At 60.9% G+C, this 14,234-nt stretch carries 14 protein-coding genes and 1 riboswitch; of the genes, 11 read left to right on the plus strand and 3 right to left on the minus strand.

Annotated features, from left to right (window positions below):
• Window positions 1–36: 36 nt before the first annotated feature.
• Window positions 37–744, minus strand: a complete 708-nt coding sequence (locus ACMKFF_RS08425; protein ID WP_419496652.1) for a hypothetical protein — start codon at window positions 742–744, stop codon at window positions 37–39.
• 203 nt (window positions 745–947) lie between these two features.
• Between ACMKFF_RS08425 and ACMKFF_RS08430 the strand changes: the two genes are divergently transcribed.
• The 3 genes from ACMKFF_RS08430 (at window position 948) to ACMKFF_RS08440 (ending at window position 4,118) form a co-directional block, all read left to right on the plus strand.
• On the plus strand, window positions 948–1,232 hold the full coding sequence (locus tag ACMKFF_RS08430; RefSeq protein ID WP_349136817.1) for a DUF6110 family protein: 285 nt from the start codon (window positions 948–950) through the stop codon (window positions 1,230–1,232).
• A gap of 53 nt (window positions 1,233–1,285) precedes the next feature.
• Window positions 1,286–3,388, plus strand: coding sequence for a heavy metal translocating P-type ATPase (locus ACMKFF_RS08435; RefSeq protein ID WP_419496653.1), 2,103 nt, complete (start codon window positions 1,286–1,288; stop codon window positions 3,386–3,388).
• A 115-nt stretch (window positions 3,389–3,503) separates the two neighbouring features.
• On the plus strand, window positions 3,504–4,118 hold the full coding sequence (locus tag ACMKFF_RS08440) for an HAD family hydrolase (protein WP_419496654.1): 615 nt from the start codon (window positions 3,504–3,506) through the stop codon (window positions 4,116–4,118).
• Window positions 4,119–4,121: 3 nt separating this feature from the next.
• On the opposite strand, the gene ACMKFF_RS08445 is transcribed toward ACMKFF_RS08440, so the two are convergent.
• Window positions 4,122–4,778: an ECF transporter S component gene (locus ACMKFF_RS08445; protein WP_419496655.1), complete on the minus strand. Its 657-nt coding sequence runs from the start codon at window positions 4,776–4,778 to the stop codon at window positions 4,122–4,124.
• Window positions 4,779–4,858: 80 nt separating this feature from the next.
• A riboswitch (FMN riboswitch) is annotated at window positions 4,859–4,974 on the minus strand.
• Window positions 4,975–5,027: 53 nt separating this feature from the next.
• Window positions 5,028–5,597 (minus strand): DUF4830 domain-containing protein, encoded by a 570-nt coding sequence (locus ACMKFF_RS08450; RefSeq protein ID WP_417324542.1) that lies wholly within the window; start codon window positions 5,595–5,597, stop codon window positions 5,028–5,030.
• 85 nt (window positions 5,598–5,682) lie between these two features.
• On the opposite strand from ACMKFF_RS08450, the gene ACMKFF_RS08455 reads away from it, so the two are divergent.
• The 8 genes from ACMKFF_RS08455 to lysS all read left to right on the plus strand — a co-directional run.
• Window positions 5,683–6,432 (plus strand): pseudouridine synthase, encoded by a 750-nt coding sequence (locus tag ACMKFF_RS08455; protein ID WP_419496656.1) that lies wholly within the window; start codon window positions 5,683–5,685, stop codon window positions 6,430–6,432.
• A 166-nt stretch (window positions 6,433–6,598) separates the two neighbouring features.
• The gene (locus ACMKFF_RS08460) at window positions 6,599–7,693 is read left to right on the plus strand and encodes a PucR family transcriptional regulator (protein WP_349136823.1); all 1,095 of its coding nucleotides are present in this window, start codon (window positions 6,599–6,601) and stop codon (window positions 7,691–7,693) included.
• A gap of 89 nt (window positions 7,694–7,782) precedes the next feature.
• Complete coding sequence (ftsE, locus tag ACMKFF_RS08465; protein WP_349136824.1) at window positions 7,783–8,472, plus strand: cell division ATP-binding protein FtsE; 690 nt, start codon at window positions 7,783–7,785, stop codon at window positions 8,470–8,472.
• On the plus strand, window positions 8,459–9,343 hold the full coding sequence (gene ftsX / locus ACMKFF_RS08470; RefSeq protein ID WP_349136825.1) for a permease-like cell division protein FtsX: 885 nt from the start codon (window positions 8,459–8,461) through the stop codon (window positions 9,341–9,343). The genes ftsE and ftsX overlap by 14 nt, the downstream gene beginning before the upstream one ends.
• Before the next feature lie 24 nt (window positions 9,344–9,367).
• Window positions 9,368–10,663 (plus strand): murein hydrolase activator EnvC family protein, encoded by a 1,296-nt coding sequence (locus ACMKFF_RS08475; protein WP_349136826.1) that lies wholly within the window; start codon window positions 9,368–9,370, stop codon window positions 10,661–10,663.
• Between the two features lie 144 nt (window positions 10,664–10,807).
• Window positions 10,808–12,061 (plus strand): S41 family peptidase, encoded by a 1,254-nt coding sequence (locus tag ACMKFF_RS08480; protein ID WP_419496657.1) that lies wholly within the window; start codon window positions 10,808–10,810, stop codon window positions 12,059–12,061.
• 71 nt (window positions 12,062–12,132) lie between these two features.
• Window positions 12,133–12,612: a transcription elongation factor GreA gene (greA, locus tag ACMKFF_RS08485; protein WP_349136828.1), complete on the plus strand. Its 480-nt coding sequence runs from the start codon at window positions 12,133–12,135 to the stop codon at window positions 12,610–12,612.
• A 48-nt stretch (window positions 12,613–12,660) separates the two neighbouring features.
• Window positions 12,661–14,234, plus strand: a 1,574-nt coding sequence (gene lysS / locus ACMKFF_RS08490; protein WP_419496658.1) for a lysine--tRNA ligase, incomplete at its 3' end; no start/stop codon positions are given.

Below are 14,234 nucleotides of genomic sequence, written 5' to 3' on the forward strand. Positions count from 1 at the left end.
CGGCACCGGAAAGCCACATCGGGTCCTGTTTTATCCTTACACGAATTCGCCAAGCTCCAGAATATCCTGCGGGGTGGCGCGGCGGAGAATCGGTTTTGTCTGCGCGGGCGGGTAGGGTGCGTCCTCGGCCGTGCAGGCCTGCACCGCGACGATCCTGCCCAGCAGCTCGTACGCATCCGGCCCGGCCGGAACGACCACAAGCTCACCGGCCTCCAGCGTCCGGTCTTCGGAGCGGTAGGAGTAGCATGTGCCGTGCGGCTCGAATTCCACGGCGCAGTAAAACAGCGGCCCCGGCGCGGCGGCTGCGCGCGACGGGTCGAACAGCTCGCCCTCCGTATAGAAGCGCAGCAGGGTATCTGCCTCGGCGGCAAGCTCTGCCCAGCCGTCCGGAAGGCCCGTGCAGTCGTAGCGGCCGGTAATGCGCTGCGACGCGCCGTCCGACCAGCGCAGCGTGAGCGCATAGCGCGCCGCGGCATCGTCCGTCCCGGAGGCAAGAGGCGGCGATAGCAGTCCCTGCGGGAGCGTGTCGAGCAGGCGGGCCGCCGCGGACGGGAGCGAGCAGCGACGCTCGGCGGTGTGCTTGCCGACGGAGCTGAGGTGTGCGATGCCCTCGCTCCGGTCAAGCACGAGCCGCTCCGTATGCTGCAGCAGGGGAGAGGCCGCACTGCGGCGGGTGTATTCCATGACGAGCCGGTCAACTTTTGCATCCGTCCCGGCGGTCCGGCGGGTAAATAAGCGTTTCATGCGGTCTCCTCCTTTTTCTGCTTTCATTATAACGGGCGGCCTGCGTTTGTCAAGAATTGCGGATTTTTCTCGAAAAGTGGGGCGGGAAAGCATTGACATTTATGGCCCTGCGGTGTATCATACGGGCACGGGAAAAGCGAGTGCGGTCAAATGTTAGCCAAACCTTACTTTTTCTGAAGTTACGAAAACTGGAGGAAATCAATATGCGTATTGCAGCAAAGCTTGGCCTGTTTGCAGGCGGCGTTCTGTTCGGAACGGCTGGGATCCGGATCCTCAGCAGCCGTGACGCGAAAAAGGTCTATACCCACGCGACGGCTGCCGTGCTCCGTGCGAAGGAAGACGTGATGACGACGGTTACGACGCTCCGTGAAAACTGCGGGGACATTCTGGCAGATGCGAAGGCCATCAATGAAGAGCGTGCCGCCGCTGCCTGCGAGGAGATCGCCGATACTGCGGAGGAGCCCGCTGCAGAGCCTGCCGAGGCCTGAATCATGTGCAGCCGGGGAGGAAAACCCTTCCCGGCTGCGGGCAGGAGAATCCTATGAAGTGCAGAATTTTACATGAAACCAAGGGCCGCCTGCGTGTGCATCTGTGCATCGGGCGGATGACGCTCCGGCAGGCAGACCTGCTGGAGTATTCCATGCGCGCCGTGGACGGCGTGGCGTCGGTCAAGGTCTATGACCGCACGCAGGATGCCGTCATTGAATATCGCGAGGTGCGCGGCGCCGTGCTTGCGGCGCTTTCCTCGTTTTCATTCGCGGCGGCTGAGGAGGCCGGGCTCGTCCCGGAGCACACCGGCCGTGCGCTGAACCGCGAATTTGAGGACAAACTCGTCTGGAGAACGGCACTCCACTATGCCTGCAAGCTGTTCCTGCCTGCCTATGTGCGGGCGGGCATCGCCATCGTGCGCTCCGTGCGCTATCTCAAGGCCGGTCTCTCCGCCCTGCTGCACGGGAAGCTTTCTGTCTCCGTGCTCGATGCAACGGCCGTGACGGTCTCACTGATCCGCCGCGATTTCGACACGGCGGGCTCCGTGATGTTCATGCTCGGCCTCGGCGAGCTGCTGGAGGACTGGACGCACAAAAAGTCCATCGCCGATCTGGCGGGGGCCATGGCGCTGAACGTCGACCGCGCGTGGGTGCGCGGCGCGGACGGGCAGGAGCTGCTTGTCTCCGTGAAGGACATCCACGCGGGCGACTGCGTCGTCGTCCGTACCGGCAACATGATCCCGCTCGACGGCCGCGTGACCGGCGGCGAGGCCATGGTGAACCAGTCGTCCATGACGGGCGAGTCGCTCCCCGTGCGCAAGAAGCCGGGCAGCTATGCCTATGCCGGAACGGTCGTGGAGGAGGGCGAGTGCCTCATCACGGTCGAAAAGACCATGGGCGGTGGCCGCTATGACCGCATCGTCCGCATGATCGAGGAGTCCGAAAAGCTGAAATCCACGGCGGAGGACCGCGCCTCCCGTCTGGCGGACCGGCTCGTGCCCTATACGCTCGGCGGAACGGCCCTCGTGTGGCTGTTTACCCGGAATATCACCAAGACGCTTGCCGTTCTGATGGTGGACTTCTCCTGCGCACTGAAGCTTGCCATGCCGATCGCCGTGCTGTCTGCCATGCGCGAGAGCAATGCCCGGCACATGTCCGTCAAGGGCGGGCGCTTCCTCGAAGCCGTTGCCAAAGCGGATACGATCGTGTTCGATAAGACGGGCACGCTGACCTATGCGCAGCCGCGCGTGGCGGAGATCGTTACGTTCGGCGGCCGCCGCGAGGACGATATGCTGCGTCTGGCTGCCTGCCTCGAGGAGCACTATCCGCACTCGCTGGCCAATGCCGTCGTAGAGGAGGCGCGCGTGCGCGGCCTGAACCACGAGGAATATCACTCCAGCGTGGAGTATGTCGTGGCGCACGGCATCTCGAGCACCGTCGAGGGCAAGAAGGTCATCATTGGCAGCTATCACTTCGTGTTTGAGGATGAGGGATGCCGGGTGCCGGAGGGCGACGAGGCAAAATTCGACGGTCTTTCCGATGCCTACTCCCATCTGTATCTGGCCATTTCCGGCGAACTTGCCGCCGTCGTGTGCATCTCCGACCCGCTCCGGGCCGAGGCGGCGGATGCCGTCCGCGCTCTGCATGAGCAGGGGATCGCGCACATCGTCATGATGACGGGCGACAATGAAAAGACGGCTGCCGCCGTGGCGCGCGCCGTCGGCGTGGACGAATACCACGCGGGAGTCCTGCCGGAGGACAAGGCGGCCTACATCCGCGCCCGCCGCGCCGAGGGCCACACGGTCATCATGATCGGCGACGGCGTGAACGACACCCCGGCCCTGTCCGAGGCGGATGCCGGCATCGCCATCAACACGGGTGCGGCCATTGCCCGCGAGATCGCCGATATCACGATCTCGTCGCAGGACCTGTTCGAGCTTGTGACGCTGCGCCGCCTGAGCGAGGCCCTTATGGGACGCATCGACCGGAATTACCGGTTCATCGTCAGCTTCAACCTCATGCTCATTATCCTGGGCGTGACGGGCGTCATCCAGCCGACGCTTTCCGCCCTGCTGCACAACATGTCGACGCTCGGCATCAGCCTGCGCAGCATGACGAACCTGCTGCCCGAAAAAACGGAGCAGAGCAACGCATAAAAAACGGCCCGGTGCGGAACAGAACGCTGCTTCGCACCGGGCTTTATCTATGGGTTGACGGGAGCACCGAAAATCGGTACAATAGGAGAAAACGTCACAATGGGGAGTATCAGCAATGGAAAGCTTGATTTTTGATGTCGACGGCACGCTCTGGGATGCCGTGGCCCTCGTAGCCGAGGGCTGGAACGACGGTCTGCAGAGCATGGGCTTTGCACCGCACTGCACGGAGCAGAGCATCCGTCCGCTGTTCGGCAAGACCATGACGGAGATCGCGCAGGTCGTGGTGCCCAGCGTCCCGCAGGAGCAGGCCATGGAGGTCATGGACCGCTGCATGGACGGCGAGATGGCGCGCCTGCGCCGTGATCCGTGCCATATTTTCTACCCCGGCGTCAAGGAAACGCTCACGGAGCTGCACAAAACGCACCGCCTGTTCATCGTCAGCAACTGCCAGCAGGGCTATATCGAGCTGCTGATGGAAAAGGGCGGCCTCGGCGGCCTGATCAGAGACTTCGACTGCTTCGGGAACACGGGCCTGCCGAAGGGGCAGACGCTGCGCCTGCTGTGTGAGCGCTGCAATGTCCGCGACGCGGTCTACGTCGGCGACACGCAGGGCGACATGGAAGCGTCCGAGCAGGCGGGCCTGCCGTTCGTGTGGGCGGCCTACGGCTTCGGCAAGCCCGCGCACTGGGATAAGCGCATCGATCATTTTACCGATCTGCTGCGCCTCTGAGACTCAGATCGTTCCGTGCAGGATCAGAATGAGCACGATGCACACGGCCAGAACGGCCAGCGCGCCGAGCCACACGGCCAGACGGCGCTTGACCGGCATGCGGCCGGGCGTTTTGCTCGGCGGCAGCAGGTGCGCATGGCGCAGTCCCTGCACGACGGGCTTGTAGAGCAGCACGGTGATCGTGGCGTTCAGGCAGCCCTTGAGCAGGTTGAACGGCAGGAACACCGGCACGAGCATCGCGGCGACGTCGGCGCGGGCCGTGTGCATGTACAGCGGCGTGATGAGATAGTTCCACAGCAGCATGAGCACGGTCATAAGCAGCGCTCCGCCGAACAGGCCCGCAATGGCGCTGCCCTGCGTGCGCTTTTTGCGGTAGAGCAGGGCGGCCGTGCCCGCAAAGGCGGCGGAGCTGAGGAAGTTCATCACAAAGCCGATCCAGCCCGTGGAGCTGATGGTCAGCATCTCGATGAACGAGACGACAAGCGAGATGCCCAGTGCGGCCAGCGGCCCGTAGAGGAAGCCGCCGATGGCGATGACGACGTCCTTCGGCTCATAGCTGAGGAACAGGACGACCGGGAAGCGCAGCAGCGCGACTGCGACATAGGCAATGGCGCTCAGCATGGCCAGAACGGTCAGTTTTTTCATTCTTTCGTGTTTCATGGTTGCCTCCTGAGAAAAAAATACACCCGAAGGATACGATCCCTCGGGTAAACGGCAGGAAACACGGACAGGTGCGCCAGCCGATTCTTCTTTCATCCAGACTGTACTGTCGGTCCCGGAATCTCACCGGATCATGCGCAGCGCGCTCGCGGACTTTACCGCCGGTCGGGAATTTCACCCTGCCCTGAAGAGTCGTATTCGATTGGCTGCTGTCATTATAGCACGACGAAGCGAAAATGCAAGTGTTTTTTAGGATGTGGTTGAAGGCTCGGCGGAGGGCTCCATCGGTTCTTCCGTTCCGGCCTCGGTCTCCGTTCCGGCCTCCGTTGCCTCGGACGGCTCGGCGTTCGGTGCCGTGGTGCCGGGCTTGCAGAAGCCGTGGATGGCGCCGCCGGGCGCAGTGTCCGTGATGTCTCCGCCGATGATGTGCCCGTCGAGCACGAGCACGCTGGCGTAGACCGGCGCGGAGGCGTCCGGGTAATTCAGGATCTCATAGACATAGCGCGTGGCCTCCTTGCCCGCGTGCGCCGTGAGATCGAAGCCCTGACTTTTCTGCAGCGCGTTGTAGCGCGAGAAGACGCGGTCGTCGGCCGACTTGGGAATGCGGACCTGCTGCGTCTGCTTCGGCGTACCGTTCACGCTCCAGCCGAAGCCCGCGAGATAGGCAAGGCGCGCGTCGTTCGTCGCTCCGTCGGGCGCGTCCGCCGATCCGCCTCCGCCGCCGGAGACGAGCGCAACGACCAGGATCACAACGGCCAGGATCAGGACGCCTGCGGCGATCAGCCGCGGCTTTGACAGCTTTGCAGTCATGACAAACATGATGTAGCTCCCCCTTAAACAGGTTTTTATGGTCACTCCAATGTATGTCCCACAGGGGACGGTTATGCCGGAAGGAGGCAGACGGATGCAGCGTCTGGACAGGTTTTTATCGGAGGCCGGTGTGGCCTCGCGCCGCGAGCTGCGGGCCATCATCCGCGCCGGGCGGGTGCGCGTCAACGACGTTCCCGCTTCGGCCCCGGAGCAGAAGATCGACGAAACATCGGACCGGGTCACGCTCGACGGCGAGGCGGTCGGCCCGCGCGGGCCGGTCGTTCTGCTGCTGCATAAGCCGACTGGCTATGTGACCTCGACGGACGATCCCCGCGACCGCACCGTGATGGAGCTGCTGCCGCCGCAGTACCGCGGCCTTGCACCCGTCGGGCGGCTGGACAAGGATACGTCCGGCCTGCTGCTTCTGACGGACGACGGACAGCTGGCGCACCGGCTCATCTCGCCGCGCCATGCGGTCTGGAAAATTTATGATGCCGTCCACGAGGGCGAGGCCGGGGAGGCGGACTGCGCCGCCTTCCGCGCCGGGCTCACGCTGCGCGACGGAACGGTCTGCCGCCCGGCTTATCTCCGCCCGCTCGGCCCCGGCCGCAGCCTTGTGGCCGTGTGCGAAGGAAAGTACCATCAGGTGCGCCGGATGCTGGCCAGCCGCGGCATGCCGGTCACGGCGCTTCGTCGAATTGCCGAGGGCGGACTCGAGCTTGGAACGCTCCCAATGGGAATGACACGCGAGCTGACATGCGGCGAAATTCGACTTTTGGAAACTGTGGATTTTGACGAAGCCTATCTGGAAAAACTTGAACAAAAAATTAGAAATATGCTCTGAAAAACTGGATAATTTAACGAAAAAGTCGGAATCTTCCATAAAAAAGTACCTATGATTTGAAATAAAATGCCGAAAACCTATTGCATTCTGCCGAAAAAAATAGTATGATACTAGCATAATTTTGCCGAATATCGACACTTTGTCTTTGGCGTAAGGAGGACGGCTTATGTCAAGTCGTATGTTTCAGGGCGTACTGCTCCAGCTCAGCGAAGCCGCACAGACCACCATCGGTGTGATCGATGCAGAAGGGAATGTCATCTCCTGCAGCGATACCACGCTCATCGGCGAAAAGTGGCCGGATGCCGCCACGGCGGTGGCCGCCATGCTGGAGAACCCGGTGCGCGAGGAGCCGTATACGTTCTACGCGCTCAAGGGCTGGAACCCTGCCTATGGCTACTCCGCCTTTGTGCTCGGAACGGACGCACAGGCCGAGATGCTTGTGCGCATGACGCAGGTCTCCCTGAATTCCGCAAAGGCCTACTATGAAGAAAAGCATGACAAGGGGACCTTCGTCAAGAACATCATCACGGACAACATCCTTCCTGGCGACATCTATATCCGCGCGAAGGAGCTGCATTTCCCGACGGAGCTGCCGCGCGCGGTCTATCTCGTCCGGCAGGTCGGCCGTTCGGACGTGGCCGTCGTGGAGCTGCTGCAGAGCATGTACCCCGACACGCAGCAGGACTTTGTCATCAATGTCAACGAGACGGATATCGCGCTCGTGCGTCAGGTCCCGGCGGACACGACGGGCGAGGAGTTGACCCGCGTCGGCCGCACGATCGAGGAGCGGCTGAAGTCCGAGCTGTTCGTGCGCACGACCATCGGCATCGGCACGATCTCCGAGCATCTGCGCGAGCTGGCCGATTCCTATAAGGAGGCGCAGGTCGCCATCGAGGTCGGCAAGGTCTTCGATACCGAAAAGACCGTCATCAATTATGAAAACCTTGGCATCGGCCGCCTGATCTATCAGCTGCCGACCACGCTGTGCGAGATCTTCCTTTCCGAGGTCTTCCGCAAGAATTCCATCGAGTCGCTCGATCAGGAGACGCTGTTCACCATCAACATGTTCTTTGAGAACAGCCTGAATGTCTCCGAGACCTCCCGCAAGCTGTTCGTCCACCGCAATACGCTGGTCTACCGTCTGGAGAAGATCAAGAAGCTCACGGGCCTCGACCTGCGCGAGTTCGATGATGCCATCATCTTCAAGGTCGCCCTCATGGTCAAGAAGTATCTGGCCTCCCGCGACAACCGTATGATCTGATCTTCCGCGGAACGCTGCACGGCTGCAGCGCCGTTGGTACGGACATTTCAATATTTATTTAATAGTTGAGTAAGAAACTGGTGTGATTTATGATCGATTTGGTAAACGTCACAAAAACATATGAGACCGGCACGCACGCGCTCAACGGCATCGATATGCACATTGATGACGGCGAGTTCGTGTTTCTGGTCGGTCCGTCCGGCTCCGGCAAGTCTACCATCATCAAGCTGCTGACGGCGGAGCTCAAGCCGACGTCCGGCTCGGTGCTGGTTAACGGCTATCAGCTCGAGTCCATCAAGCGCGCGTCCATCCCCTATATGCGCCGCACGCTCGGCGTTATTTTCCAGGACTTCCGCCTCATTGAGAACAAGACGGTCTATGAGAACGTCGCGTTCGCCATGCGCGTCATCGGCGCAGCGCCGAAGGAGATCAAAAAGCGCGTGCCCTATGTGCTGGAGCTGGTCGGGCTGGAGAACAAGGGCCGCCGTCTGCCGAACGAGCTGTCCGGCGGCGAGCAGCAGCGTGTGGCCATTGCCCGCGCGCTCATCAACAATCCGACGATGATCATCGCCGATGAGCCGACCGGCAACCTCGACCCGCAGCGTTCGTTTGAGATCATGCTCCTGCTCGAGCAGATCAATGCGCTCGGCACGACGGTCATGGTCGTTACGCACGAAAAGGGCCTGGTGGACCGCTTCACCAAGCGCGTAGTCGCCATCGACGAGGGCAGAGTCGTCAGCGACGGAATGGACGGGTATTACAGCTATGAAGCACAATAATTTCAGCTTTCTCGTCGGCGAGGGCACAAAGGCGATCTTCAAGCACGGCTTCATGTCCTTTGCCGCAGTCTGCATCACCGTGGCCTGCCTCGTGATCGTCACGAGCTTCGGCCTTATCACCTATAACATCGGCCTGATCGTCGATGATCTGCAGAAGGAGAACGAGGTCCTCATCTGCATCGACGAGAGCTACACCGAGGCCGAGGCCAAGAGCGTCGGCTCCCGTATCAATCTGATCGACAATGTCGCGGATGCCCGCTTCATCTCCCGCGAGGAGGCTCTGCAGACGTTCGTCAAGGAATATGACGCCGTCATGTACGACGGCGTGACCGCCGAGACCATGCGCGACCAGTACATCGTCACGCTGGAGGACAACTCCAAGCTGCAGGAGACCATCGACGCGCTGAAGCAGGTGCCCGGCGTTGCGACCATCTATTCCGATCCGACGGTCGCCAACGCCATGTCCACGATCCGCAACGTGCTGTCCATTGTTTCGGCCTGCATCGCGGCCGTGCTGCTCATCGTGTCGCTCATCATCATTTCCAATACGATCAAGCTTGCCATGTTCGACCGCCGCGAGGAGATCGCCATCATGCGCATGGTCGGCGCAACGAACGGCTTTATCCGTCTGCCGTTTGTGGTCGAGGGCTTCATCCTCGGCCTGCTGGGCGCCGTGTGCTCGTTCTTCCTCGAGTGGGGCCTGTACGAGGCCATCCGCGGCGCCATTGCCAGCTCCGGTCAGCTCAGCTTCCTCCACGTCGTCTCGTTCAGCACGGTCGCTCTGCCGGTCGCGCTGGTGTGCGTGGTCACGGGTCTGCTGATCGGCGTTGTGGGCAGCCTGATGTCCATCCGGAAATTCCTGAAGGTCTGAAATACGCGCACAGGAGGGTATACTATGTATAAGTACAGAAGAGTCATCATCTCCGTCATCGCGCTGCTGCTGGCCGCTGCGATCCTGACAGGTCTGCTTGTTACGGTCTTCGCGGCCAATTCCGCGGATATCCGCACGGAGATCAGCGGCCTGGAATCAAAGCAGGATGAGCTTGATCAGAAGAAGCAGGAGCTCGAGGCACAGATCGCCGCAAACAATACCCAGACGCTCAATGTCGTGGAGCAGAAGGCGCAGATCGATCAGGAGATCGAGCTGACGCGGCAGGAGGTCGAGAATCTGAACGAGCAGATCCGTCAGTACAATCTGCTCATCGCCGAAAAGCAGGCGGAGCTTGACCAGCTCCAGACCGATCAGAACGACCTGCTCGACCGCTATAAGCAGCGCATCCGCGCCATGCAGGAGCAGGGCGACGTGTCGTACTGGTCCATCATCTTCGGCGCAAAGACGTTCTCCGAAATGCTCAACCGCGTTTCCATGGTCGAGGAGATTGCTCAGAGCGACCAGCGTATGCTCGAGAACATGCGCCAGATCGCCACGGAGGTCCTCTCCGCCAAGGAGGAGCTGGCAGGGGAGAAGGTCTCTCTCGAGGAGAAGAAGACTGAGCTTGCCAGCGCGCAGGAGACGCTCACGGCCAAGCGCGCCGATTCCGACGAGCTGCTGCAGGAGCTTGTCTCCGATGCAGACCTGCTGCGCGAGACAAACGAGACCTATGAGGCCATGCTCGAGGATCTGACGGAGCAGATTGCCGAAAAAGAAAAGGAATACACCGATGCCAAGCGTGCTGAGGAAGAAGCCGCCAAGAACAACAATAACGGCGGCAATAACAACAATGGCGGCGGCAATAACGGTGGCAACAACGGCGGCAACAACGGCGGCGGCAATGGCGGCACAAACGCCGGCGGCTTCCTCTTCCCGCTTCCGGCGGGCAGCGGTGTTGTGATTACATCCCCGTATGGCTATCGCTATCATCCGATCGACGGCGGCTATCGCTTCCATAACGGCGTTGACCTTGCTGTTGCGCAGGGAACGCCCGTCTATGCCACGAAGAGCGGTACGGTCACGACCGCAACGTTCTCATCCGGCTATGGTTACTATGTCACGATCAACCACGGCGACGGCTTCTCGTCGCTCTACGGCCACATGACGCACTATACCGTCTCGTCCGGCGACTATGTCAATCAGGGCGACCTCATCGGCTATGTCGGCTCGACCGGTTACTCCACCGGCCCGCACCTGCATTTCACGATGTTCTACAACGGTGCCACCGTCAACCCGATGGACTATGTCAGCATCCGCTGAGATCGGATGCTGACCCCGCTCCGGCGGAATCCGCGTGAAAAAGCCTCGCAGAATTCGCCGCCTGCCGGCGGCGAATCAGCCTAAATCAATTTCTCCGACACTCTCACCCCGCTTCGGCGGGGTGTCGGCCGTAAAGGAGGACCTATGGAACCCAACGAGACCCCCATGGGACCGGAGGAGCTCCGTCCCGAACCCCAAAAACCAAAGAAGAAAAGACTCCTGCCCTATGCCGTCTGCTGCCTGGCCACGGCCGTCGTCGTGTTTGCACTGACGCTTGCGGGCATGACGCTCCTGCAGAGCAGACAGAAGAGTACGTCGGGCGATGACTATCTTGCCAAGGTGCAGGAGGTCGTGGCCCTGCTCGACGCACGCTATGTCGACGGGCTGGACCATTCGAAGCTCGGCGATCAGCTTGCGTCCGCTGCCGTGACCGCGACGGGCGACCGCTGGAGCTACTACATCAGCGCCGACGAGCTTGCGGCCTATCAGGAGCAGAATGCCAACGCCTATGTCGGCATTGGCGTGACCATTCGCCTAGAAAATGAGGACGATGCCGGATTCACCGTTGCCTCCGTCACACCGGGCGGCCCTGCCGAGGCAGCCGGGCTGCAGATCGGCGATATGCTCTTTGCCATAGACGGCGCCAATATGAAGGAGCTCGGCATGGAGGAGGCCCGCAATCGCGTCCGCGGTGAGGAGGGCACGAGCCTGACGCTCACGGTGCAGCGCGGCGGCGAGACGTTCGACGTCACGGTCACGCGCGCGACCATCGAGGTGGAGGTCGTCCGGGCCGAGCTGCTGGACGGAAATGTCGGCTATCTGAAGATCAACAATTTCGATTCCGGCTGCGCCGAAAAGTCCATTGCTGCGATCGAGTCCCTGCGGGAGCAGGGCGCAACGTCTCTGCTGTTTGACGTCCGCTTCAATCCGGGTGGCCACAAGGATGAGCTTGTGGAGCTGCTGGATTATCTCCTGCCGGAGGGCCCGCTGTTCCGCTCCGTGGACTATAAGGGCAACGAGGATATCGATTATTCCGATGCGTCCTGCGTCGAGCTGCCGATGGCCGTTCTCGTGAACGGAGATTCCTATTCTGCCGCCGAGTTTTTTGCTGCGGCGCTGCAGGAATACGGCGTCGGCACCGTCGTCGGCACGCAGACGGTCGGCAAGGCAAATTATCAGCAGACCTTCGTCCTGAGCGACGGCTCTGCTGTCGCCGTTTCGACCGGCCATTATCAGACCCCGCACGGCGTCACGCTGGCGGGCGTCGGCATCACGCCGGATATCCCCGTCGAGGTCGATGACGATACCTACCTAAAAATTTACTCCAATGCGCTCGAAAAAAGCGAGGATGCGCAGCTGCAGGCGGCCATCGCGGCCCTGACGCAAGGAAACCCTTGACAAGTGCGGCGGCAATCCTCTATAATCACAACGAATGAACGGGCTTTGCCTGATTTTGGGAGGAACATGGAATGGCAAAAGAATTTAAGCTGACCAGAGAACGTCTGAAGGAGCTCGAGGAAGAGCTCAATTATCTGAAAACCACGCGCGAAAAGGAAGTCGCGGAGCAGATCAAGGAAGCCCGCTCCTTCGGCGACCTTTCCGAGAACAGTGAATATGATGAAGCGAAAAATGAGCAGGCCAAGCTGTATGGCCGCATCGCAGAGGTCGAGAACATCCTGTCCCATGCTGTCGTGATCGATGAGAGCGCCGAGCAGGAGCGCGCCGGTGTCGTCGGCCTTGGCTGCACCGTGAAGGTCCGCGACCTTGATCTGGAGGAAGAGGCGACGTATGCTATCGTCGGCTCGCAGGAGGCCAACCCCATGGAGTCTCGCATTTCGGACGACTCTCCGTTCGGCCGCGCCATGCTTGGCAAGCACATTGGCCAGACCGTCGAGGTCGAAGCTCCGGTCGGCACGATCCGCTTTGAGATCCTTTCCGTAGAACGATAACACAGGAGGAATACCGTGGCTAAGAATACCCAGCAGCCCGAGCTTTCCATGGTCGATCAGGTCCGTATCCGACGGGAAAAGCTCGCACAGCTTCAGCAGGAGGGGCAGAATCCCTTCGCACAGACAAAGTTTGAATTTACCAGCAACAGCGCCGAGATCAAGAAAAACTTCGAGCAGATGGAGGGAAAGGAAGTCTCCGTCAGCGGCCGCCTGATGACGAAGCGCGGCATGGGCAAGGTCATGTTCTGCGATCTGCAGGACGCTGCCGGCCGGATCCAGATCTATCTGAAGATCGACGAGATGGACGAAGCGACGTTCGAGCGCTGCCGCAAGCTCGACATCGGTGATATCGTCGGTGTGCATGGCGATGTGTTCCGCACGCAGCGCGGCGAGATCTCCGTGCGCGCGCACGAGGTCGTCCTGCTTGCCAAGGCTCTGCTGCCGCTGCCGGACAAGTTCCATGGCCTGACGAATCTCGAGACCCGCTATCGCCAGCGCTATGTGGACCTCATCGTGAACCCCGACGTTAAGGACACGTTCGTGAAGCGCAGTCTTATCCTGCGCGAGCTGCGCAGCTTCCTCGATGGGCGCGGCTTTCTCGAGGTCGATACCCCGATCCTGACGCCGTTTGAGATCGGCGCGTCTGCGCGCCCGTTCTATACCCACCACAACACGTTGGATATGGATATGGTCCTCCGCATCGAGACGGAGCTGTACCTCAAGCGCCTCATTGTCGGCGGCATGGACCGCGTGTATGAGGTCGGCCGTATCTTCCGTAATGAGGGCATGGACCCGAAGCACAACCCCGAGTTCACCACCATCGAGCTTTATCAGGCCTATACGGATTTCCATGGCATGATGGACCTTGTCGAGGACATGATGAAGCAGGTCGCGCAGAATGTCTGCGGCAGCCTCGTCGTGCCGTATCAGGGTCACGAGATCGATCTGGGCCACTGGGAGCGCCTGACCATGATCGACGCCGTGAAGAAGTACAGCGGCGTGGACTTCCGCGACTGGAGGACGGACGAGGACGCCATCGCCAGCGCGAAGGCGCACAATGTCACTCTGCCCGAGGTCCCGACGAAGGGTGCCATTCTGGCGGAGTTCTTCGATGCATTCGTCGAAGAAAAGCTCATCCAGCCGACGTTTATCTATGATTATCCGGTGGAGATCAGCCCGCTTGCCAAGCGCAAACCGGATGACCCCGCGTTCACGGAGCGCTTTGAGTACTTCATCAATGCCACGGAGTTCGGCAACGCCTTCTCCGAGCTGAACGACCCGATCGACCAGCGCGGCCGCTTCGAGCGTCAGGTCGCCGAGCGCAAGTCCATTGAGCCGGATTGCCGTGCGCAGGTGGACTATGACTTCATCAATGCGCTGGAGTACGGCATGCCGCCTACAGGCGGCCTCGGCTTCGGCATCGACCGCCTCGTGATGCTCCTGACCGACAGTGCCTCCATCCGCGATGTTCTGCTTTTCCCCACAATGAAACCTTTGGACTCCGACAAGAAGGTTTCCAAGGAAGTTTCGGCTCCTGCGGAGGCTGCTCAGGCGGCTCCGGTCGTGGAGGAAAAAATCGATTTTTCCAATGTTCAGATCGAGCCGCTGTTCCAGGATCAGGT

It is taken from the genome of Faecousia sp., from assembly GCF_048519415.1.
Classification (GTDB): domain Bacteria; phylum Bacillota; class Clostridia; order Oscillospirales; family Oscillospiraceae; genus JAZOXB01.